General features: G+C 69.7%; 20 protein-coding genes and 2 tRNA genes. 5 read left to right on the forward strand and 17 right to left on the reverse strand.

The window, feature by feature from the left end; all coding sequences use genetic code 11:
* Window positions 1-46: 46 nt before the first annotated feature.
* From QSJ40_RS10995 to QSJ40_RS11025, 7 genes are all read right to left on the reverse strand, one after another.
* Window positions 47-943, reverse strand: coding sequence for an urease accessory protein UreD (locus QSJ40_RS10995; RefSeq protein WP_285730930.1), 897 nt, complete (start codon window positions 941-943; stop codon window positions 47-49).
* A complete protein-coding gene (gene ureG, locus QSJ40_RS11000; protein ID WP_024290656.1) occupies window positions 936-1,547 on the reverse strand; it encodes an urease accessory protein UreG in 612 nt (203 codons plus the stop codon). Before ureG ends, QSJ40_RS10995 begins: the two co-directional genes overlap by 8 nt.
* Window positions 1,548-1,612: 65 nt before the next feature.
* Window positions 1,613-2,323, reverse strand: a complete 711-nt coding sequence (locus QSJ40_RS11005; RefSeq protein WP_061711309.1) for an urease accessory protein UreF — start codon at window positions 2,321-2,323, stop codon at window positions 1,613-1,615.
* Window positions 2,324-2,815, reverse strand: coding sequence for an urease accessory protein UreE (gene ureE / locus QSJ40_RS11010; protein ID WP_285730933.1), 492 nt, complete (start codon window positions 2,813-2,815; stop codon window positions 2,324-2,326).
* Between the two features lie 78 nt (window positions 2,816-2,893).
* On the reverse strand, window positions 2,894-4,609 hold the full coding sequence (gene ureC, locus QSJ40_RS11015; protein ID WP_058871023.1) for an urease subunit alpha: 1,716 nt from the start codon (window positions 4,607-4,609) through the stop codon (window positions 2,894-2,896).
* Between the two features lie 21 nt (window positions 4,610-4,630).
* On the reverse strand, window positions 4,631-5,068 hold the full coding sequence (locus QSJ40_RS11020) for an urease subunit beta (protein ID WP_006215157.1): 438 nt from the start codon (window positions 5,066-5,068) through the stop codon (window positions 4,631-4,633).
* Window positions 5,069-5,079: 11 nt separating this feature from the next.
* On the reverse strand, window positions 5,080-5,382 hold the full coding sequence (locus QSJ40_RS11025) for an urease subunit gamma (protein ID WP_006215156.1): 303 nt from the start codon (window positions 5,380-5,382) through the stop codon (window positions 5,080-5,082).
* Between the two features lie 353 nt (window positions 5,383-5,735).
* Here QSJ40_RS11025 and valS point away from each other — a divergent pair, with 353 nt between their 5' ends.
* Window positions 5,736-8,390: a valine--tRNA ligase gene (gene valS, locus QSJ40_RS11030; RefSeq protein WP_285730939.1), complete on the forward strand. Its 2,655-nt coding sequence runs from the start codon at window positions 5,736-5,738 to the stop codon at window positions 8,388-8,390.
* Between the two features lie 182 nt (window positions 8,391-8,572).
* Here valS and QSJ40_RS11035 read toward each other — a convergent pair whose 3' ends face one another.
* Both QSJ40_RS11035 and QSJ40_RS11040 read right to left on the reverse strand, forming a co-directional pair.
* Window positions 8,573-9,178 carry a mycothiol-dependent nitroreductase Rv2466c family protein gene (locus tag QSJ40_RS11035; protein ID WP_006215154.1) on the reverse strand — a complete coding sequence of 202 codons (606 nt, stop codon included), beginning with the start codon at window positions 9,176-9,178 and terminating at the stop codon, window positions 8,573-8,575.
* 179 nt (window positions 9,179-9,357) lie between these two features.
* Window positions 9,358-9,924: a TetR/AcrR family transcriptional regulator gene (locus QSJ40_RS11040; protein ID WP_285730941.1), complete on the reverse strand. Its 567-nt coding sequence runs from the start codon at window positions 9,922-9,924 to the stop codon at window positions 9,358-9,360.
* Between the two features lie 241 nt (window positions 9,925-10,165).
* Here QSJ40_RS11040 and QSJ40_RS11045 point away from each other — a divergent pair, with 241 nt between their 5' ends.
* Complete coding sequence (locus QSJ40_RS11045) at window positions 10,166-11,053, forward strand: ABC transporter ATP-binding protein (protein ID WP_285730943.1); 888 nt, start codon at window positions 10,166-10,168, stop codon at window positions 11,051-11,053.
* A 173-nt stretch (window positions 11,054-11,226) separates the two neighbouring features.
* Here the strand turns inward: QSJ40_RS11045 and clpX are convergent, their stop codons facing one another.
* From clpX to QSJ40_RS11070, 5 genes are all read right to left on the reverse strand, one after another.
* Window positions 11,227-12,513, reverse strand: a complete 1,287-nt coding sequence (gene clpX / locus QSJ40_RS11050; protein WP_053447239.1) for an ATP-dependent Clp protease ATP-binding subunit ClpX — start codon at window positions 12,511-12,513, stop codon at window positions 11,227-11,229.
* A 270-nt stretch (window positions 12,514-12,783) separates the two neighbouring features.
* On the reverse strand, window positions 12,784-13,470 hold the full coding sequence (locus QSJ40_RS11055; RefSeq protein WP_006215150.1) for an ATP-dependent Clp protease proteolytic subunit: 687 nt from the start codon (window positions 13,468-13,470) through the stop codon (window positions 12,784-12,786).
* 50 nt (window positions 13,471-13,520) lie between these two features.
* Complete coding sequence (locus QSJ40_RS11060) at window positions 13,521-14,150, reverse strand: ClpP family protease (RefSeq protein ID WP_053447238.1); 630 nt, start codon at window positions 14,148-14,150, stop codon at window positions 13,521-13,523.
* Between the two features lie 209 nt (window positions 14,151-14,359).
* Window positions 14,360-15,733 (reverse strand): trigger factor, encoded by a 1,374-nt coding sequence (gene tig / locus QSJ40_RS11065; RefSeq protein WP_053447237.1) that lies wholly within the window; start codon window positions 15,731-15,733, stop codon window positions 14,360-14,362.
* Window positions 15,734-15,864: 131 nt separating this feature from the next.
* Window positions 15,865-15,937, reverse strand: a tRNA-Pro gene (locus tag QSJ40_RS11070).
* 235 nt (window positions 15,938-16,172) lie between these two features.
* On the opposite strand from QSJ40_RS11070, the gene QSJ40_RS11075 reads away from it, so the two are divergent.
* Window positions 16,173-16,246: transfer RNA gene (locus QSJ40_RS11075), tRNA-Gly, on the forward strand.
* Window positions 16,247-16,448: 202 nt separating this feature from the next.
* On the opposite strand, the gene QSJ40_RS11080 is transcribed toward QSJ40_RS11075, so the two are convergent.
* Both QSJ40_RS11080 and QSJ40_RS11085 read right to left on the reverse strand, forming a co-directional pair.
* Complete coding sequence (locus QSJ40_RS11080; RefSeq protein ID WP_285730949.1) at window positions 16,449-17,384, reverse strand: Fpg/Nei family DNA glycosylase; 936 nt, start codon at window positions 17,382-17,384, stop codon at window positions 16,449-16,451.
* A gap of 3 nt (window positions 17,385-17,387) precedes the next feature.
* A complete protein-coding gene (locus QSJ40_RS11085) occupies window positions 17,388-17,897 on the reverse strand; it encodes a ribose-5-phosphate isomerase (protein ID WP_024290667.1) in 510 nt (169 codons plus the stop codon).
* Window positions 17,898-18,101: 204 nt separating this feature from the next.
* Between QSJ40_RS11085 and pepN the strand changes: the two genes are divergently transcribed.
* Together pepN and QSJ40_RS11095 are read left to right on the forward strand one after the other, a co-directional pair.
* The gene (gene pepN, locus QSJ40_RS11090) at window positions 18,102-20,747 is read left to right on the forward strand and encodes an aminopeptidase N (RefSeq protein ID WP_285730952.1); all 2,646 of its coding nucleotides are present in this window, start codon (window positions 18,102-18,104) and stop codon (window positions 20,745-20,747) included.
* 287 nt (window positions 20,748-21,034) lie between these two features.
* Window positions 21,035-21,478 (forward strand): globin, encoded by a 444-nt coding sequence (locus tag QSJ40_RS11095; RefSeq protein ID WP_285730985.1) that lies wholly within the window; start codon window positions 21,035-21,037, stop codon window positions 21,476-21,478.
* A 6-nt stretch (window positions 21,479-21,484) separates the two neighbouring features.
* Here the strand turns inward: QSJ40_RS11095 and QSJ40_RS11100 are convergent, their stop codons facing one another.
* Window positions 21,485-22,150 (reverse strand): DUF8185 domain-containing protein, encoded by a 666-nt coding sequence (locus QSJ40_RS11100; protein WP_285730954.1) that lies wholly within the window; start codon window positions 22,148-22,150, stop codon window positions 21,485-21,487.

A 22,150-nucleotide genomic window follows, 5' to 3' on the forward strand; every position in this document is an offset into this window, starting at 1 on the left:
CAGCATGGCGTCGGCAGGACGCAGCAGAAGGGTCGGGGCCTGGTCGTCACGGGCGCCGCAGGTCGAGCGGGGGCTGATCGCGCCAACGGGCCCGCAGCAGGTCGACGACCCCGCGGTGCAGCGCGGCGATCGCGCCCGTGGAATCGGCCAGGGAGCGGATCGCGACGCACCGCAGGCCGTCGGGATGGGGAAGGCCGCCGCGGGTGATCCCGGACAGCGTCGCCGAGTCCTCCACGGACGAGGCCAGCTGCTCGTACAGCTCGTCGTCCAGGCGCCGATCGGCGATCAGCAGCTGGCCCGTGTGGCTGCGGCCCTCCATCATCCCCGGGCCGGTGATGGCCTGGGTCGCGTCGGGGACCATGCGCAGCTGATCGACGACGAGCCGGCGCCGGTGCTCGTCGTCCTCGGCCTGGACCTCTGTGCGCAGCCGCACCTCGTCGAAGCGGAACGGCTCGCCGTCCGGCGACCACCCCGGGGTGATGATCTCGGCCATGACCAGCGACGCGGTGGGGTGCATCCGCACGAGCGTTCGCTGGCGGTAGGAGCCCTCGCGATAGACGATCAGCTGGTCCGGCAGGTGCTCGAGCACCGCCCCGGGGCCCAGGCGGACCTCCATGTCCTGCCGCGCCGGGCCCTGCGGGGTCCGATACACCTTGGTCGCCGACTGCGTAGTGGACAGCAGCGAGGCGTCCTGACCCACCTCGAGCTCGAGCTCGTAGCGGTCCGCACCGAAGTACGCCCCACCCGGGTTGATCACCGGGTAGCAGACCTGCCCGGTGCCATCCAGGTGCAGCGGCTTGAGGATCCGCAGCGCGCCGTCGTGGAACTGCCGGGCCGCGTAGGAGCGGCCGTCGCGCTGCTCGATCCGAAGCCGCAGCTGCCCGGTCGGCGGAGCGCTCGGCGACTGCTCGTCCTGCGAGGGGCCCGCAGCCTGCTCAGTCAAGGTCGAGCATCAGGACGTCGGAGCGGATCCAGCTCATGACGGAATCCAGGCCCTCGTCCGTCTTCAGGTTGGTGAACGCGAAGGGCTTGTCCTTGCGGAAGACCTTGGAATCGGCTTCCATGACCTCCAGGTCCGCGCCGACGTGCGGGGCGAGATCCGTCTTGTTGATCACGAACAGGTCCGACTTGATCATGCCCTGCCCCGCCTTGCGCGGGATCTTCTCGCCCTGGGCTACGTCGACGATGTAGATCGAGAAGTCCACCAGCTCGGGGCTGAACGTCGCCGAGAGGTTGTCTCCGCCGGACTCCACGAAGATGAGGCGCACGTCCGGCAGGCGCCGCTTGAGCTCCTCGATCGCGGCCTCGTTCATGGAGGTGTCCTCGCGGATCGCCGTGTGCGGGCAGCCGCCCGTCTCCAGGCCGATGATCCGCTCCTCCGGCAGCACCGACTCGCGCGCCAGGATCTTGGCGTCCTCGATGGTGTAGATGTCGTTCGTGATCGCGGCCATCGAGATCTCCTGGCTCATCGCACGGGTCAGGCGCTCGATCAGCTGGGTCTTCCCGGCGCCCACGGGGCCTCCGATGCCGATGATGACGGGGTCCATCGTTTCTCCTTCTGCAGTTGCTGTGTGTGCTTCGTGTCTTGTCAGCGCACCCGGCGCCGAGCGCATCAGCTCATGAAGAGCCGAGCGCGCTGACGCTCGTGGTGCATCTGCGCGATCTCCAGCCCCGGGGCGATCGCACCCAGGTCCTCGCGCTCCAGTCCCCGGGAGACCTCGACGGCCCGGCGGGTCCAGTCCTGCGCAGCGCGGATGATGCGCTGCCCGGCGCTCTGTCCCAGGGGGATGCCGCGCACCGCGTTCTGGGTCAGAGAGGTCGCCGTGGCCTGGACGTGGGCCGCCACGGCGGTGTCCTGATCGAGCCCCAGCTCGCGGGCGAGGACTCCCCAGACGACGGCCTGATGGCCCTGCATGCGTCCGGCCTCGACCTCCGCCGCGCAGTGCAGCGTCCACGGTCCCGGATAGGACGCCGCGCCGATGCTCAGCAGGCGACGGCCCATGGTGATGCCGCCGTCGCGCACCTGCTGCGGCAGCGCCTGGACGGTCGCCAGCTCGTCCAGGTCGACGACCTCCTCCACCTCGCGCGCGGCGTAGACCAGGCGGATGGCCAGAGCATCCGTGTAGGTCAGCTGCTGATCGGCGAACATCTGCAGCCACTCGGCGAAGCTGCCCTCGTCGTGGATCTGCCCCCGCTGCATGTAGGTCTCGAATCCCAGCGACTGGCTGAACGCGCCTGTCGGCAGGGCCGAGTCCGTGAGCTGCATCAGGCTCAGCAGCGGATCCGGCCCGGAGGCCGCCGCGGTGATCGGTGCCGCTCTCATCTAGTGCGTGTGCTCCGCGTGGCGGAAGGGCTCGGGCATGACCCTCTCCTGGCGCTCGAACGGAATGCCGTGATGCACCAGGAAGTCCTCGACGGTGTGGTCGTAGCGCACCACCATGACTTCGGCGCCGTACGGGCTCTGCGCGTCGAAGAACTGCGCCGGCAGGTGCCGGTTGCCCAGGCTGTGCGCGGCGAAGGCCATCTCCACGATGCTGCGCGCCGCGATCACCAGGACGTCCGTGGGCAGCAGCGAGACCACCACGGCATTGCCGTCGGCCTCCTCGCCCTCGACGGCCAGGATGTCGCCGTCGCCCAGATCGGCGCTGCCGCGGGGCAGGCGCAGCCCGATCTCCCGGTCGTGGTCGGTGCGCACGCGCTGGATGCGCTTGGACAGCTCCTCGTCCGCCAGGACCACGCGCTCGACGTGCCGCCGCCCCACCAGGGCGCGCCCGGCCTCGTCGTTCATGCTGCCGAGCAGCTCGGTCACGATCATCGCCGCGACTCCTCTCGTCGTCGGTCCTGCCCGCGGCGGACGCTGCGTCCGCCGCGGGCAGGGTGAACGGTCACGACCTCAGAAGAGGAAGTACCGCTGGGCCATGGGCAGCTCGGTCTGCGGCTCGCAGGTCACGACCTCGCCGTCCACGGAGACCTGATACGTCTCCGGGTCCACGACCAGCTCGGGCGTCTGGCCGTTGAACTTCAGGTCGGCCTTGCGCAGGGTTCGGATGTCGGAGCAGGCGCGCACGACCTTGCGCAGCCCCAGCTGGCGCGGCACGCCCCGCTCGATCGCCGAACGGGACAGGAACGTGATCGAGCCGGCCGAGACCGCATCGCCGTAGGCGCCGAAGGCCTTGCGGTACCAGCGCGGCTGAGGCGTGGGGATCGAGGCATTGGGGTCGCCGAGGACCCCGTGCACGATCGTTCCGCCCTTGAGGATCATGTCCGGCTTCACCCCGAAGAACTGCGGCTCCCACAGCACCAGATCCGCGAACTTCCCGACCTCGACGGAGCCGACCGATCCGCTGATCCCCTGCGCCAGCGCCGGGTTGATCGTGTACTTGGAGATGAACCTCTTGATCCGGTGGTTGTCGCCCGTGCTCCCCTCGTCCTCCGGCAGCTTGCCGCGCTGGCGCTTCATGGAATCGGCCACCTGCCAGGTGCGCAGCACGACCTCGCCCACGCGCCCCATGGCCTGGGAGTCGGAGGAGGTCATGGAGAAGATGCCCATGTCATGCAGCACGTCCTCCGCGGCGATGGTCTCCTTGCGGATGCGGGAGTCCGCGAACGAGACGTCCTCCGGGAGGTCCGCGCGCAGGTGGTGGCACACCATGAGCATGTCCAGGTGCTCCTCCACCGTATTGCGGGTGTAGGGCAGCGTGGGGTTGGTCGAGGCCGGCAGGATGTTCGGCTGCGAGGCGAGCTCGATGATGTCGGGAGCGTGCCCGCCGCCGGCGCCTTCGGTGTGGAAGGTGTGGATCACCCTGCCGGCGATCGCCGCCTTGGTGTCCTCCACGAACCCGGCCTCGTTGAGAGTGTCGGTGTGGATCGCGACCTGGACGTCGTACTCGTCGGCGACCTCCAGGGCCGTGTTGATCGACGACGGCGTGGCGCCCCAGTCCTCGTGGATCTTCAGCCCGATCGCACCGGCGCGGATCTGCTCCGCCATGGGCTGGATCGCGGAGCCGTGGCCCTTGCCGAGCAGCCCGAAGTTCATGGGGAAGTGCTCGAAGGAGCGCAGCATGCCGTGGATGTTCCACGCGCCGGGCGTGATCGTGGTGGCCTTGGTCGACTCCCCCGGGCCCGTCCCGCCGCCGATCATGGTCGTGATGCCGGAGACCAGCGCCGTCTCGATCTGATCCGGGCTGATGAAGTGCACGTGGGTGTCGATGCCGCCGGCCGTGAGGATCTTGCCCTCGCCCGCGATGATGTCCGTGGCCACGCCGATGATGATGTCGACGCCGTCCATGGTGTCCGGGTTGCCGGCCTTGCCGATCTTGAAGATGTGCCCGTCGCGCAGGGCCACGTCGGCCTTGTAGATGCCGGTCCAGTCGATGACCACCACGTTGGTGATCACGGTGTCCGGGATGCCGACGTCGCGGACCAGCTGCCCGTTCTGGCCCATGCCGTCGCGCACCACCTTGCCGCCGCCGAACACCGCTTCCTCGCCCGGCGTGGTCAGGTCCTGCTCGATCTGCGCGAACAGCTCGGTGTCCGCCAGTCGGATCGCATCCCCGGTCGTGGGCCCGTAGAGGCTCGTGTACTGCTCGCGGCTCAGCTCGAAGCTCATGTCGTCCTGGTCCTCTCGCGCTCAGCGCGTCTCATTGGAGTAGTCGGTCTCGGCGCGCTCGCGCAGCGGCTGCGGGGCGTCCCCGGCAGCATGGCGCCGGTTGCCCGAGTAGTCCTCGGACCTGATCTGGGAGACGTCCGCGGCCTCCTGGGGATCCAGGCGGCCGTCGACCAGGTCGCGGAACCCGTGGACCACGCGGTCGCCGCCCAGCGGGATCAGCTTCACGGTCGTCGAGTCGCCGGGCTCCAGCCGCACGGCGGTGCCGGCGGGGATGTCGAGGCGGCGTCCCAGGGCGGCCTCGCGATCGAAGTCGAGCGCCCGATTGGTCTCGGCGAAGTGGAAGTGCGAGCCGACCTGGATGGGCCGATCGCCCCTGTTGAGGACCTCGAGCTCGATGGCCTCCCGACCGGGATTGCACACGACGGGGTCGCTGGCGAGGACGTACTCTCCGGGCTGCATGACGGTCTCCTTCAGCGGATCGGGTCGTGGACGGTCACGAGCTTCGTGCCGTCGGGGAAGGTGGCTTCGACCTGGACGTCCGGGATCATCCCGGGGACGCCCTCCATGACGTCGTCCGCCGTGAGGATCGTGCTGCCCCAGCTCATCAGGTCGGTGACGGTGCGCCCGTCGCGGGCACCCTCGAGCAGCTCGTAGGTGAGGATCGCGACGGCCTCGGGGTGGTTCAGCTTGAGACCGCGCGCCTGGCGGCGTCTGGCCAGATCGGCGGCGACGACGACCAGGAGCTTCTCCTGGTCCTTGGGCTGAAGGTGCATGAGCTTCCTCTGCTGGCTCGAGGGCCCGAGCCGACGACGTGCCGTCGGATCGAGCCGTTCGGATCGATGCGTGTCGCAAGCCTTCTCGACAGTCGGGGAACATGTCTACTCCTTTTTTGTTGCCTTTGCGTGACGGAATGGCTTCGACACTCCGACAGCCGCCTGAGTCTTCCCCGACGACCTCCTGCACACTCCCGCCGAGTGGATCCCCAGTTGCGCTGTTCACCCCAACTGCTCAACTAGGGATCCACTCGAGCCAGGTGAGGGATCCGCTCGGGCCAGGTGGGTATTCCCCTTGGCCAGGGCAGTGAGAGGTGCTGAGACGCAGGGCGAGCCATGGGAGACTGGTCCCCATGGCTGACAACACTCAGGGCACAGACACGCCCACCACGATCACGGTCCCGGACAAGCCCGCCCTCGAGGGCCTCGAGGAGAAGTACTCGCAGCGCTGGCGCGAGCAGGGCACCTACGCCTTCCAGGAGGGCACCCCGCGCGAGCAGGTGTACTCGATCGACACCCCGCCGCCCACGGCCTCCGGCTCGCTGCACGTGGGCCACATGTTCTCCTACACGCAGACCGACGTCATCGCCCGCTACCAGCGCATGACCGGCAAGAACGTGTTCTACCCGTTGGGCTGGGACGACAACGGCCTGCCCACCGAGCGCCGCGTCCAGAACTACTACGGGGTGCGCTGCGATCCCTCTTACGCCTACGTGGAGGGCTACCGCCCGCCGGAGAAGCCTGCCAAGAACCAGCGCGACTGGGACGTGGTCTCCCGCCAGAACTTCATCGAGCTGTGCGAGGAGCTGGCGGTCGAGGACGAGAAGGTCTTCGAGCACCTGTTCGCCACCCTGGGCCTGTCGGTCGACTGGACCCGGACCTACCGCACGATCGACGACCACTCGCGCCGCGTCTCGCAGCTGGCCTTCCTGAAGGACCTCCAGGCCGACAACGCCTACATGGCCGAGGCCCCCACCATGTGGGACGTCACCTTCCGCACGGCCGTGGCACAGGCGGAGATCGAGGACAAGGAGCGCGAGGGCGCCTACCACCGCGTGGCCTTCCACCGCCCGGACGGGCAGAAGGTCTTCATCGAGACCACCCGCCCCGAGCTGCTGCCGGCCTGCGTGGCCCTGGTGGCCCACCCCGACGACGAGCGCTACCAGGAGCTGTTCGGCACCACCGTGCGCTCGCCCCTGTTCGACGTCGAGGTCGAGGTCAAGGCGCATCACCTGGCCAAGCCGGACAAGGGCTCCGGCATCGCCATGATCTGCACGTTCGGCGATCTCACCGACGTCACCTGGTGGCGCGAGCTCGAGCTGCCCACCCGCGCCCTGATCGGGCGCGACGGCCGCTTCCTGGCCGAGCAGCCGTCGTGGATCGCCGACGGCGCCCCGGCTGAGCGCTACGCGAACGTGGCCGGCAAGACCGTGTTCTCCGCTCAGCAGGCTGTGGTGGAGATGCTCACGGAGTCCGGCGACCTCGAGGGCGAGCCGAAGAAGATCACCCACCCGGTGAACTTCTACGAGAAGGGCGACAAGCCCCTGGAGGTCGTGACCTCCCGGCAGTGGTACATCCGCAACGGCGGCCGCGACGCCTCTCGCCGCGAGAAGCTCATCGAGCGCGGCAGGGAGATCGAGTGGCATCCGTCGTTCATGCGCTCCCGGTACGAGAACTGGATCGAGGGGCTCAACGGCGACTGGCTGGTCTCCCGCCAGCGCTTCTTCGGCGTGCCGATCCCCGTCTGGTACCCGCTGGACGCCCAGGGCGAGCCGGTCTACGACTCCCCCGTGCTGCCCGACGAGGCCGCGCTGCCGGTCGATCCCGCCGCCCAGCCGGCCCCGGGGTACACCGGGGACCAGCGCGACGTCCCGGGCGGCTTCACCGGCGACCCGGACGTGCTCGACACCTGGGCGACCTCGTCGCTGACGCCGCAGATCGCCACGGGGTGGGAGACCGATCCGCAGCTGCACGCCTCCACGTTCCCCATGGACCTGCGTCCGCAGGGCCACGACATCATCCGCACCTGGCTCTTCTCGACCGCCGTGCGCGCCGAGACCCTGGCCGGCTCCGTGCCGTGGCGCCACACCGCGCTGTCGGGCTGGATCCTGGATCCGGACCGCAAGAAGATGTCCAAGTCCAAGGGCAACGTGGTCGTGCCGAACGAGGTCCTGGAGAAGTACGGCGCCGACGCCGTGCGCTACTGGGCGGCCTCCGCACGCCTGGGCGCGGACACCGCCTACGACGAGGGTCAGATGAAGATCGGCCGTCGCCTGGCGATCAAGCTGCTCAACGCCTCCAAGTTCGTGCTGAACCAGGGGGTCACGGAGGCCTCGGTGCTGGGCACCGGAGCCGCTTCCGCCGGTGCCGATCCGTCGGTGATCATCAACGGCCTGGACCGCGCCCTGCTGGCACGTCTGCGCGAGGTCGTGGAGCAGGCGTCGAAGGCCCTGGCCGGCTATGAGTACGCCCGGGCGCTGCAGCTCGTGGAGTCGTTCTTCTGGTCGTTCACCGACGACTACGTCGAGCTCGTGAAGGACCGGGCCTACGGCGCGCAGGGCCCCGAGCAGCAGGCCTCCGTGCATGCCGCCCTGGCCACCACCCTGGATGCGCTGCTGCGGCTGTTCGCCCCGTTCATCCCCTTCGCCACGGAGGAGGTCTGGTCGTGGTGGCGCGCAGGCTCCGTGCACCGCGCGCCGTGGCCGTCGGCCGAGTCCCTGGGCCAGGCCGATCAGGCCGATCCCGAGATCCTCACCGCCGTGGGCGTGGCACTGTCCGGGCTGCGCAAGTCCAAGTCCGAAGCCAAGGTCAAGCAGCGCACGGAGGTGCTGTCGGCGACCATCACGGCCCCGGCCGCCCAGGTCGAGCAGCTGCAGGCCGGGCTGGGCGATCTGAAGGCCGCCGGCAACGCACGCGAGCTGACCGTCGTGGAGGGCGAGACGGGCGATGCCCTGCTGCTGGTCGGCGACGTCCGGCTGGCTCCCCCGGAGGAGACCGGGCAGGCCTGATCCGCTGGCACAGCACTACGGCCCCCGCACCGATCGGTGCGGGGGCCGTAGTGCTTGCTCGGCGCCTCATCGAGTTGCGTCGGATACTGGCCGACGCCTGCCCCGTCGACCACGGCCTTCGTCAGCCGCGGGCGTGACGGCGGCCGTCGTCGGGGCAGTCCCGGCGAGCGCGGCCGGAGGCCTCAGCTGAAGTCCGGGCCCTTCTCGCGGCCGCGCTTGAGCTCGTAGAACCCCGAGTAGCCCGACAGGGTCAGCGCGGCGTCCCAGATCTCGGCCGCCTGCTCGCCCTTGGGAGCCGGGGTGAACACAGGGCCGAAGAAGCCGGTGCCGTTCACGGCGATGCACGGGGTGCCGATGTCCTTGCCCGCGACGGCCTGAGCCGCCTCGGTGGACTCGCGCAGGGCGGCGTCGAAGTCGGTCGAGTCCTTGGCCTCGATCAGCTCGGCCGGCAGGCCGACCTCCTCGAGGGACTCGGCGATGGTCTCGACCAGCTTCTTCTCGTCGCCGTAGCCCTGGACGTGCCAGCGGGTTCCCATGGCGTCGTAGAGCTTCTTGCGGTACTCGTCGCCGTGGGCCTGCGCGGCAGCCTGGATCACGCGGACCATCCACATCGACTCGTCGTGGCCGTGGTGGTGGTTGTCCGGGTTGTTCTCGTTGAGGATGCCCAGGGAGATGATGCGCCAGTCGACCTCGACATCGCGGCGCTGCTGGACCTCGCCCATCCACCGGGAGGTCATCCAGGCCCAGGGGCACAGGGGGTCGAACCAGAAGTCCACCTTGTCAGACATGCTCACTCCTTGATCAGCGGCGAGGTGCCGCCATGTGCGGGGGCGGCCGACCCGGAACAGGACCCGGCCATCGCTGCCCAACCTATGACGCACGGACGGCACAGGTCGAGGCGTCCGCTGACAGCGTGATGACGTGCAGGATCCGACCGCCCGCCGCGTGTGCGCAGCCTGCCCGCCCCTCAGGGACGCAGACCGTGGAAGTAGGCGCCCACGAGCCAGCTCAGATCCACGGGCATGGTCTGCGTCACGGTCTCCGGGAGCGGGCGGGTGACCACCGCCAGGCCGAAGTAGAACTGCGCAGGGCTCAGGTCCTCCCGCACCAGCCCCGCCTCCTTGCCCCGACGCAGCAGCGCGCCCAGCCGGTCGAAGAGCCGGTCCCGCAGCTGCAGCACTCGGTCCCAGCCCGCCTCCTCGAACGCCGCCTTGCGCTGCGGGTCGGCACCTTCCACCAGAGCGCCGATCCGCAGCCGCCCGAGCTCGTCGGCGGCGGCCTGCCACGTGGCCCGGGGATCCTGATCCCACGCCGTCTCCAGCTCAGCGGCCGCCGCCTCGACCTTCTCGACGACGGCCTCCATCACCCCCAGGTAGAGCTCCCCTCGCGTGGGGAAATGGCGGTAGAGGGTGCCGATCCCCACGCCCGCTCGTACCGCAACCGCGCTGAGCGGGACGTCCGTGCCCTGCTCGGCGAACAGCTCAGCCCCGGCCGTCTGCAGAGCAGCGCGCTTGGCTCGGGCATCGGCTCGCATGGTGGTCCTTCCGTGGTCATCTTCTCGGCTGGCAGCACTCTGACGCTCGGAACGCCGCCTCATGATCCTCGCACGGCCATGACCCAGCTCACCGGCCCTGAACTCCGGCTCGGAGGACCTGCCGCTGGCGGTCGCCGGTCCCGCCCCGGCCGTCGAGCAGATCACCGATGCGCTCGAGGAGCGCTCCCCCGGCGCCTTCGAGATCACCGAGTACGACGACGCCGAGCAGGCTGAGCAGGCCGTGGCCGATCGAGAGGCCATCGGTGCCGTGACGGTGGGACAGCAGGGTGTCGAGATCCTCAAGGCCTCGGGAGCCGGCACCCCCTACGGCACGATGATGGACGGCATCGCCACGGGTCTGGAGGAGCAGCAGAAGGCCCAGGCGCAGCAGGCACAGGGGCAGGAACAGCAGGCTCCGGCGCAGGGCGATCAGACTGCCGCTCAGGGCGGACAGGCGCAGGGCCAGCAGGCCCCGAGTGACCAGCCCCAGCAGGCCCCGACCCAGGAGGTCACCGTGCGCGACGTCGCCCCGCTGACCGACGACGACCCGAACGCGACGGCCATGAGCACGCTTGCCCTGCCGCTGGCCTTCGGCGGCATGATCTCCGCTGCGGCCTTCACCATGCTGTCCGGGAATCGTCCCGCTGTGCGCGCCCTCGGCATCATCGGCTTCTCGGCACTGGCGGGCGTGGCCGTGACCTGGGTCCTGCAGAGCTGGCTGCACGCGGTCGACGGCGACTTCTGGGCCCTGGCCGGCGTGCTCGCGCTGGGCATCGCGGCGATCTCCCTGGCCGTCTCCGGGCTGCAGTCCGTGCTGGGCGGTGCCGGTCTGGCACTGGGCGCGGTCCTCATGATGTTCGTGGCCGACCCTCTGTCGGGCATGGCGACCGGCTGGCAGTGGCTGCCGCAGCCGTGGGGCGCGATCGGACAGCAGCTGCCGATCGGCGCCGCAGGCACCGCATTGCGCTCAGTGGCCTTCTTCGACGGCACAGGGATGACTCACGCGCTGATCGTGCTCGTCTGCTGGGCGGCCGCGGGTCTGCTCCTCATCGCGCTGAGCGCGCTGCGCAAGCACAGGAAGAACCGCACCCGACGCGCGGACCCCTCCGCCTCGACGCGCAGCGCCTGAGCCGCTGAGCACCTGTGCGCAGGACAGTCCGCAGAAGAGCAGGGCCCCGATCACCGCGCGGCGATCGGGGCCCTGCTCATGTGTCTCTGCTTGCCTGCTCGTCGACGTCCGGGAGCCGGCTGCACGATCCGGAGACCGGGTCCGCTCCCCGCGCACCGGGCATCAGCTCAGGCTCAGGCGGACTTGGACTCCTCGTCCGGGGCCATGAGGATCTGGGGCGCCACGCCGTCGGTGACGCACTCGGCCTCGACGATCACCTGAGCCGCACCCTCGAGAGTGGGCAGATCGAACATCACGGGGAGCAGGACCTCCTCCATGATGGCTCGCAGGCCGCGGGCGCCGGTGCCGCGCTCGTCCGCCTTCTGCGCGATCGCGGTGAGGGCCTCGTCGGTGAAGCTGAGCTCCACGCCGTCGAGCTCGAACATCTTGCGGTACTGCTTGAGCAGTGCATTCTTGGGCTCGCGCAGGATGCGCACGAGATCCTCGGTGGTCAGCTCGTCCAGCGCAGCGATGATGGGCAGGCGGCCGATGAACTCCGGGATCAGACCGAACTTCAGCAGGTCCTCCGGCAGCACGGTGCCGGAGTGCATGGCCTTCTGCGGGTTGAGGATCTGCTCCACCGGAGCGCCGAATCCGATCGAGGTCTTGCCGGCGCGGGATTCCACGATCTCGTCGAGCCCGGCGAACGCCCCCGCCACGATGAACAGGACGTTCGTGGTGTCGATCTGGATGAACTCCTGCTGGGGGTGCTTGCGCCCGCCCTGCGGCGGCACCGAGGCCACGGTGCCCTCGAGGATCTTCAGCAGCGCCTGCTGGACGCCCTCTCCGGAGACGTCGCGGGTGATCGACGGGTTCTCCGACTTGCGGGAGATCTTGTCGATCTCGTCGATGTAGATGATCCCGGACTCGGCGCGCTTGATGTCGAAGTCGGCGGCCTGGATCAGCTTGAGCAGGATGTTCTCGACGTCCTCGCCCACGTAGCCGGCCTCGGTCAGCGAGGTCGCGTCCGCCACGGCGAACGGGACGTTGAGCTTGCGGGCCAGCGACTGCGCCAGGTACGTCTTGCCGGAGCCCGTGGGGCCCACCAGCAGGATGTTGGACTTGGCGATCTCGACGGACTCGTCGCCCTCGTCGGTGGCCAGCTGGAGCGGGCGGCCCTCCTGGGAGGCGCGCACCCGCTTGTAGTGGTTGTAGACGGCCACGGACAGCGCCCGCTTGGCGGGGTCCTGGCCGATCACGAACTGCTGGAGGTGGTCGTAGATCTCACGGGGCGTGGGCAGCGAGGAGTCCTCCTGGCCGACGGTCTCCGTCAGCTCCTCCTCGATGATCTCGTTGCACAGCTCGATGCACTCGTCGCAGATGTAGACGCCGGGGCCCGCGATGAGCTTGCGGACCTGCTTCTGGGACTTGCCGCAGAAGGAGCACTTGAGCAGGTCAGCGCTCTCGCCGATGCGGGCCATGGGGCTCTCCTTCTGCCGGGTGCTGCCGACGCCCCGGGTGCGGGCGCACGACGATGAGCGCCGGTCGGCGCTGACGATTCCACGATACGCGAGGGGCGACGACCCGCCCAACAACATGACTGCGCCTGAGTGTCCGCCCGCTCGGCGGACGTCGCCGCGCCCGTCATGGGCCGACCGGGGCTCGAGGCGATGAGACGGCGGGAGGGCGAGGCGCCTGCGTGCGCCTCGCCCTCCCGCCGGAGGATCACCCCTTCGGCCGATCCCGTGGTGTCACGGGGTGACGGTCTTGGGCTTGACCGCCTTGCGCGACTCCAGGACGTGATCCACGATCCCGTAGTCCTTGGCCTCTGCGGCCGTGAGGATCTTGTCGCGCTCGATGTCGCGGTTGATCTGCTCGGAGGACTTGCCGGTGTGCACCGCCATGGTGTCCTCGAGCCACGAGCGCATGCGCACGATCTCGTTGGCCTGGATCTCGATGTCCGAGGCCTGTCCGCCGCCCTGGCCCTGCATGGCCGGCTGATGGATCAGCACGCGGGCGTTCGGCAGCGCCAGGCGCTTGCCCGGGGTGCCGGCGGCCAGCAGCACCGAGGCGGCCGAGGCCGCCTGGCCCAGGCACACGGTCTGGATCTCGGGGCGGATGAACTGCATGGTGTCGTAGATGGCCGTCATGGCCGTGAACGAGCCGCCCGGCGAGTTGATGTACATGGTGATGTCGCGGTCCGAGTCCTGGGCCTCGAGCACGAGCAGCTGCGCCATGACGTCGTCGGCGGAGGCGTCGTCGACCTGGACGCCCAGGAAGACGATGCGGTCCTCGAACAGCTTGGTGTACGGGTTCTGACGGCGGTAGCCGTAGGGGGTGCGCTCCTCGAAGTCCGGCAGGACGTAGCGGGAGGAGGGCATGTGGGATGCCGCGGAGCCGGCGCCGTAGGCGGCGGCCATGGCCTGGTGGTTGTGCATGGAAGTCATCCTCGGTTCCTTCGGAAGATCAGCGGGCGTGGGCTGCGGGCTCAGGACTCGGTGTCCTTGCGGGTGCCGCCGCCCCCGGAGACGCCCGAGGCGTTCGCGGCGATGTGGTCGAAGAAGCCGTACTCCAGGCCCCGCTCCGCCGTGAACCAGTTGTCGCGGTCGTTGTCCTCGAGGATCCTCTCGATGCTCTGACCGGTCTGCTCGGCCGTGAGCTGGGCCAGGCGCTTCTTCATGTCCATGATCAGCTCGGCCTGCACGCGCACGTCCGAGGCCGTGCCGCCCATGCCGCCCGAGGGCTGGTGCATGAGGATGCGGGTGTTCGGCGTGGCGTAGCGCTTGCCGGGCGTGCCCGACGACAGCAGGAACTGTCCCATGGACGCGGCCAGGCCGGTGGCCACGGTCACGACGTCGTTCGGGATGAGCTGGATGGTGTCGTAGATCGCCATGCCGGCGGTCACCGACCCGCCCGGGGAGTTGATGTAGAGGTAGATGTCCGCCTCGGGGTCCTCCGCGGACAGCAGGAGCATCTGCGAGCAGATCAGGTTCGCGTTGCGGTCCTCGACCTGCGAGCCGAGCCAGATGATGCGCTCGCGGAGCAGGCGGTTGTAGACGTAGTCGTCCTGGCCCATGGGGCCGGGCGTGGTCTCCATTCGCGGCTGCGACGAAGTCATGAGTGCGTCCTCTTCTCGGGGTCGTTCTGATTGCCTCCGACACTAATCCGGCGGCGGGGCCGCGCGGGGAGCTCGGCGGCAATGTTCGCTGATGGCTGTCGCGGGCCCGCGGATCCCCGCGACGACGACGGCGCCCCGTCCGATCGGACGGGGCGCCGTACGCTGGGCCCGGGGCGGGCTTCCCTCAGGAGGCGCTCACCGGGATCGGATCACTTGCCGTCGTTCGGCTCGACGATCTCGTCGGCCTCGACAGCAGCGTCCGAGGCGGCGGCCTCGGAGGCCTCCTCCGCGGTCTCGTTGGCCGGCTTCACGAAGTCGGACAGGTCGACGGGCTTGCCGTTCGAGTCGGAGACGGTCGCGTACTCGAGGACCTTGGCCAGGGCCTTGCGACGACGGACCTCGCCGACCATCATCCCGGCCTGGCCGGAGCCGTCGAGCATCTGGGCGAACTGGTTCGGGTCCATGCCGTACTGCTGCGACGTGGTGACGATGTAGTCGATCAGCTCGGACTGCTCCACGCCGATCTCCTCGGCGTCGGCGACGGCGTCCAGGATGATCTCGTTGCGGAATGCCGCACGGGCGTTGTCGCGGACCTCGTCGCGGTGCTCCGGGGTGTCGTGCCCGGCCTCGGCGTTCGGGTTGTTGAAGTGCTGCTCGAGCTGGTCCTCGATGATGGACTCCGGGACCTCGATCTCGACGAGCTCCACGAGCTTGTCGAGGACCTTGTCGCGGGCCTCGATGCCCTGATCGACGACCACGGAGTCGGCGGCCTGCTTCTTCAGGTCGGCGCGCAGCTCCTCGATGGTGTCGAACTCCGAGGCCATCTGGGCGAAGTCGTCGTCGGCCTCGGGCAGCTCGCGCTCCTTGACCGCGGTGACCTTGACCTTGACGGTGGCGTCCTCGCCGGAGTGCTCGCCGCCGGCCAGCTTGGTCTCGAAGGTGGCGTCCTCGTCGGCGGACAGGCCCAGGATGGCCTCGTCCATGCCCTCGAGCATGTTGCCCGAGCCGATCTGGTACGACAGGTCGTTCGCGGCGTCGACCTCCTCGCCGTCGACCAGTGCCTGGAGGTCCAGGGTCACGAAGTCGCCGTCGGCGGCCGGGCGGTCGATGCTCTTCAGGGTGCCGAAGCGGCCGCGCAGCTCGTCAAGGGCCTCGGTCTCGTCGGCGTCCTCGGCGTCACGCGCCTCGACCTCGACGGTCAGGCCCTTGTACTCAGGCAGCTCGATCTCCGGGCGCACGGTGACGTCGACGGTCGCCTTGACGTCCGCCTCGCGGTCCTCGGAGGAGGGCTGCTGGGTGACCTCGAGCTTGGGCTGGGCGATCGGGGTGAGCTCGTTCTCCGCCAGGGCCTGCTGGAAGAAGGAGTCCATGCCCTCCTGGAGGGCGTTCTCCACGACGAAGTCGTAGCCCACGCGCTGCTCGATCAGCTTCGAGGGGACCTTGCCCTTGCGGAAGCCCGGCACCTGGATCTGATCAGCCAGGGACTTGTAGGTGCGATCGAGGTACGGCTTGAGCTCCGCGAACGGGATCTCCAGCTCGATCTTGGCCTGGGTGGGGCTGACTTTCTCGACGGTGCTCTGCACTGGCGATGCACTCCTCAGTGGATTCGGATCGGTGATGATGCGATGTCTGCTCGGCCTGCGGACCGTCACTGGGCCGCAGGCACGGACGGCGTCCTCGTGCACCGCGCACAGCACGGCGACGGGGACAGGCGTCGGGGTGACAGGACTCGAACCTGCGATCTCCTGCTCCCAAAGCAGGCGCGCTAGCCACTGCGCTACACCCCGTGGGCGTGCGGGCCGCGCGCTGCCGGAGGGACCCGGCTGGAGCCGGTGGCACACGCTGCGGGGTCCGCTGACCGTCCGCGGTGCCCGCGCCTGGGCGCGGACATCGCACGAGTCTAGCCGCACGCACCGTCATGCCGCACCCGCGGGGGCTCCGCGCGGTTTGCCGAGGTGGTCTGCGTGGGGTAGTTTCATCGTCGCTCGTGCTCGTCGGATCCGATGCCGTCGACGCATGCGCGGGGATGTAGCTCAATGGTAGAGCCTCTGTCTTCCAAACAGATTACGCGGGTTCGATTCCCGTCATCCCCTCCAGAATCGAGGGCCCCGGCGATCAGCAGATCGCCGGGGCCCTCGTCGTCGCTCTGCCGGCTGGTGACAGATCTGCAGCCCCTCAGCGCTGAGGGGCTGCAGATCTGTCATCAGCTCACCAGGAGACGGCACCGCACACTCGTACCGGTGGTCCAGGCCGCACTTCGGCACCCGATCAGCATCGATCGCGTGCGCTGCTGCGGCCTCAGCGGGGTGAGACCGGCGGCTGGCAGCTCGGGCACCAGAACAGCGCGCGCCCGGCCAGCTGCTGGCGCTGCACCGTCGTGCCGCAGCGACGGCAGGGCAGGCCGGCTCGGCCATAGACATAGTTGGCCTGCTCGGGCCATGCTTTGGCCTCGTCGATCCCGGGGCGGTCCGACGGATCCGTGGTGATGATCCGTCCCAGTCGCACGCCGGTGCGCATGAGCTCCACGTTCTCGCTCCACAGCGCCTCGAGCGTCTCCTCGGAAGCCGAGGCCCCCGGCAGGAACGGATCCACGCCCTGACGGAACAGCGACTCGGCGCGGAAGATGTTGCCCACGCCGGCGATCATGTCCTGCTCCATGAGCAGCACGGCGATCGGACGACGGCTGCGGGCCGCACGCGCGCAGAAGGCAGCCGGGTCGGCATCTGGATCCAGCGGATCGGGACCGAGCTTCGCCTCAGCGGCAGCCGCTTCGTCCGGGCTCTCCACCGTGCACAGCGCGGGTCCGCGCAGATCGGCCCAGCCGTGGTCTCCGACCAGGCGCACTCGCACGGCGCCCACGGGCGGATCGGGGATCACGCGGCCGTCGTCATCGTGCTCCACGGACTGGAGGGAGTCCTCCGACTCGCGCTCCCCCAGCCGGCGCGGAGCCCCGATGCTGGAGGCGGCGGAGAACTCGGAATCTCCCGCGAAGCCCCAGGCGCCGTAGATGCCCAGGTGCGAGCGCATGATCAGGACGTCGGAGGGATCATCCGGGGCCGCCAGCTCCAGGAACAGCTGCTTGCCGTGAGCGTGCGAGGACACCAGCCGCCGGCCGTCGAGCATGGCCGCGCCGTCGGAGAAGCGACCCTGCGGACTGGACACGACCAGAGCCTGCCCGCCGAAGACGTCGCCGAGCTGAGTGGCCAGGCGGTGGGCCGAGTGCCCTTCCGGCACGGGTCAGCCCCGATAGGCGCGGGCGGTCACGGCGTCGTAGTGGCCGACGACCCTCCCGGTGCGCTCGAACTCCTCGATCTGGGCGATGCGGCGCACGTGGCGCTCGTCGCCGGAGAACGGCTCGTTCAGGAAGGCGAGCACGATCTCGAGGCCCTCCTCCTGGGTGTGCTGGCGTCCCCCGAGCGCCACGACCTGGGCGTCGTTGTGCTCCCGGGCCAGCTTGGCTGTGTCGAGCGACCAGGCCAGCGCGGCGCGGATGCCGGTGACCTTGTTGGCCGCCATCTGCTCGCCGTTGCCGGAGCCGCCCAGCACGATGCCCAGGGAGTCCATCCCGGCCTGGCGGTCCTCGATCACAGCCTGCGCGGCGTGGATGCAGAAAGAGGGGTAGTCATCCAGGGCGTCATAGACCTCGGGGCCGTGATCGATCATCTCGAATCCGCGCTGCGAGAGCTGTTCGACCAGGTACTGGGACAGCTCCATTCCGGCATGATCCGTGGCGATGTGCACGCGCATTAGCGTTTCAGCTCCTCGAGTTCTCGACGGGCGCACGGACCGCGCCCCAGATGCGGCCCCAGCCTAATCGCCTGCTGCGACGTGCGAGGCGCATGGCATCATGGGCAGAACGCCCGGGAGGCCCCTCCCCCACTCAGCGCGAAGATGCCCTGATGAGCCGCCGCCCGCACCGCAAGTGGAGAACCGTCCGGAAAGGACCCGACCGTGCCCGGAAAGAACCTGACCCGCGCGGAGGCCGCCCAGCGCGCCGCCGCCCTCGAGGTCGCCTCCTACGACGTCGTGCTGGACCTGACGACCGGCGACGAGACCTTCGAGGCGCTCACGACCGTCCGCTTCACGTGCCGGGAGACGGGTTCGGACAGCTTCATCGACGCCTTCACGGCCTCCGTGTCCTCCGTGCGCCTCAACGGCCGTGAGCTGGATCCGGCGGAGGTCTCCGACGGCGTGCGCATCCTCCTGCCCGAGCTGGCCGAGGACAACGAGCTCGTCATCGCCTCCACCATGCAGTACACGAACACCGGCGAGGGCCTGCACCGCTTCGTGGACCCCGCCGACGGCGAGGTCTACCTGTACTCGCAGTTCGAGGTCGCCGACACGCGGCGCATGTTCCCGGTGTTCGAGCAGCCGGACCTGAAGTCCCGCTTCGCCTTCACGGTGACCGCGCCGGCGCACTGGAAGGTCGTGTCGAACCAGCCCACCCCGGGGCCCGTCGTCGAAGGCGACAAGGGCACCTGGGCCTTCGCCCCCACCCCCGTGCTGCCGCCGTACATCACCGCACTCGTGGCCGGCCCGTACGAGGTCGTGCGCGACGAGCTGACCTCCAGCGACGGCCGCACCATCCCGCTGGGCGTCTTCGCCCGCAAGTCGCTGATGGACCACGTCGATGCCGAGGAGATGTTCCGCATCACCAAGCAGGGCTTCGAGTTCTACGAGGCCCAGTTCGACACCCCGTACCCGTTCGAGAAGTACGACCAGCTCTACGTCCCGCAGTTCAACGCGGGGGCCATGGAGAACGCGGGCGCTGTGACCTTCGTGGAGTCCTACGTCTTCCGCTCCAAGCCGACGCAGGCCCGCCGCGACCGCCGCGTCATCACGATCCTGCATGAGCTGGCGCACATGTGGTTCGGCAATCTCGTGACCATGCGCTGGTGGAACGACCTGTGGCTCAACGAGTCCTTCGCCGAGTACGCCTCGACCCTGGCCAGCGCACAGGCCACGGATGTGGAGGGCGCCTGGACGATCTTCGCCTCCGGGGAGAAGTCGTGGGGCTTCGAGCAGGACCAGCTGCCCACCACGCACCCGATCAAGGCCGAGATCGCCGATCTGGAGGACGTGCTCGTCAACTTCGACGGCATCACCTACGCCAAGGGCGCCTCCGTGCTCAAGCAGCTCGTGGCCTGGGTGGGCCAGCCGGAGTTCATGGCCGGGCTGCGCACCTACTTCCAGGCCCACGGCTGGGCCAATGCCGAGCTGAAGGACCTGCTGGTCGAGCTTGAGAAGGCCTCGGGTCGCGATCTCAAGGACTGGTCCCAGCGCTGGCTGGAGACCGCAGGGGTCAACACCCTGATCCCTCGGGTCGAGCGCGACGACGACAGCGTCATCACCTCGTTCGCGATCGAGCAGACCGCCCCTGAGCAGCTGCCGACCCTGCGCCCGCACCGCCTTGCGGTCGGGTTCTACGACGTCGACTCCGCGACCGGGCTGCTGCAGCGCACCCACCGCCACGAGCTCGACATCGACGGCGCGCTCACCGAGGTCCCCGAGCTCGTGGGGCGCGATGCCCCCGACCTGATCCTGCTCAACGACGACGACCTGGCCTACGCCAAGATCCGCCTGGACGAGTGCTCGCAGGACACCGCGGCCGAGCACCTCAAGGACTTCGCGGACTCGCTGCCGCGCGCCCTCGTGTGGCAGGCCGCCTGGGACGGCGTGCACGACGGCGTTACCCCGGCCCGCGCCTACGTGGACACCGTGCTGAACAACATCGGACAGGAGTCCGACTCCACCACCGTGAACCTGCAGCTGCGCCGGCTGGACCAGGTCCTGGACTCGTACGTGGCTGCGGGAGCGCGCCAGGCGACTGACCACGATGCCGCCACCCGCCTCTGGGAGCTCGCCGAGAAGGCGGCACCCGGCTCGGATCATCAGCTGCAGTTCGTCAGCGCCTTCGCCCGCCGCGCCTCGACCGAGGAGCATCTGGACCTGGTCCAGCAGCTGCGCTCCGGTCAGGTCCGGCTCGAGGGCCTGGAGATCGACGACGACCTGAGCTGGTCGCTGCTGATCAGCCTGGCCGCGGGCGGCCGCGCCGGCGCCGCTGACATCGACGCCGCGCTGCAGGCGGACAACACCGAGCACGGGGCCATCTCGGCCTCCTCGGCCCGGGCCGCGATCCCCACGCCGGAGGCCAAGGCCGAGACCTGGCGGGCCGTCGTCGAGGAGGGCACCATGCCCAACTCGCTGCAGGCCGCCGCGATCGCCGGGTTCCGCAAGACCCAGGATCCGCAGCTGCTCGCCCCTTACACGCAGCGCTACTTCGAGCAGGTCACCGACATCTACCGCACGCGCTCGCACGAGCTCGCCGAGCAGATCGCGGTGGGCCTGTTCCCCCGCACGGCAGTCCAGGCCACGGTGGATGCCGCCGATGAGTTCATCGCTCAGATCCCCGAGGACCTCAACGGCCTGCGCCGCCTGGCCCTGGAGGGTCGGGACCGCGTGGTGCGGGCCGTGGCCGCACAGGAGGTCGACGCCGCCCACCCGGCATCCCCCGGCGTGCACGAGCCCGATCTCACCTCTCTTGCCGATGCCGAGGCCGCCAAGCGCACGCCCGCACCGCGCACCACCATGGAATGACGCGCCCCGACCCCACGCTGTCTGCAGCACAGCACCCTGCAGCACAGGACCCCGTGTCCGGCGACCCCGAGGAGGCCAGCATGCCCGAGCCCAGCGCACCCCGAGACTCCGACGACCGTGAGGATCCCTCGACGGGCGAGGCGGCCCCGCAGGCAGCCGGCGACGGGGCTTCGACCGGTCAGGCTCCGCACGTATCGGCGCCCGTCCCCGACCCCGCTCAGCAGCCGACGGCGCCGGAGGCTCCTGCCGATGCGCGGCTGATCCCGGTGGGCCGCCCGCTGTCGGCCATGCGCCGCCCGCAGCGCAGCTCCGGCTCGGTCTCAGGCTCCGGCGAGCAGAGCGCGGAGTCTTCGCGCAGCTCGTCGTTCTACGACGAGATCGGCGGGCATGAGACGTTCGCCAAGCTCACCCGCGAGTTCTACGCCCGGGTGGCCGAGGACGAGCGCTTCCGCTCCATGTATCCGGAGCAGGACCTGGGTCCCGCCGAGCGTCGGCTGCGGATGTTCCTGGAGCAGTACTGGGGCGGGCCGAGCACGTACTCGCAGGAGCGGGGCCACCCGCGCCTGCGCATGCGGCACATGCCCTTCACGGTGGACACCTGGGCCCGCGACACCTGGCTGAAGCACATGCGCGCCGCCGTGGAGACGCTGGAGCTGTCCCCCATGCACGAGGGCGTTCTGTGGGACTACCTGGAGCGCGCGGCGCACTCGCTCGTCAACAGCCCCGGCTGATCGTCCTCAGCGGCGGATCAGCACGAACCCGCCGGGACACGCCAGCCGCGCCCAGGAGCCGTGCACGGCCACCGGGACCTCGGAGTCGTCGTCGGCGCGCAGGAAGCCCAGGGACCAGGCGGCGAACGCCGCCCCGACCGGCACGTCCACGGCGCGGCCGGGGGTCTTCCCCCAGTCCGAGACACGGCCCCAGACCTGCGAGCGCACACGGTCGACGATCTCCTGCCCGGAATCCGTGGGCACGGCGCGCGCGACCTCCTCGATGCCGTCGCGGGCCGCGCGCACGAGCTCCGGGGCCGGGGTTGCCGCAACGGTCTCCCAGCCCGACAGCGACGGCGAGATCCCAGCCCAGGCCGCGTGGGCGTCATGAGGCGGCAGGCCCAGCAGGGTGTCGTCCTGATCCGCGCGCGGGATCCGGTCCAGCACGGCCGCCAGCGACACCACGACGTCGAGCTCGGCGGCCTCGGACAGTCCGGCGGTGCGCAGCCCGAGCACCGTGGGCGTGGAGTCGAGCAGCCCCTGCTTGGCCAGGGCGCAGGTCCAGATCCCCACGGCACCGCCGACGGCCTGGAACCGCACGGCTCCTTCGGCATCGACCGCCCGGGCTCGGCTCAGGTACGTGCCGACGTCCTCGACGGACTCCCGGTCCCGCAGGCGCAACGAACGTCCCAT

It is taken from the genome of Kocuria sp. NBRC 114282 (assembly GCF_030268385.1).
Lineage (GTDB): Bacteria > Actinomycetota > Actinomycetes > Actinomycetales > Micrococcaceae > Kocuria > Kocuria palustris.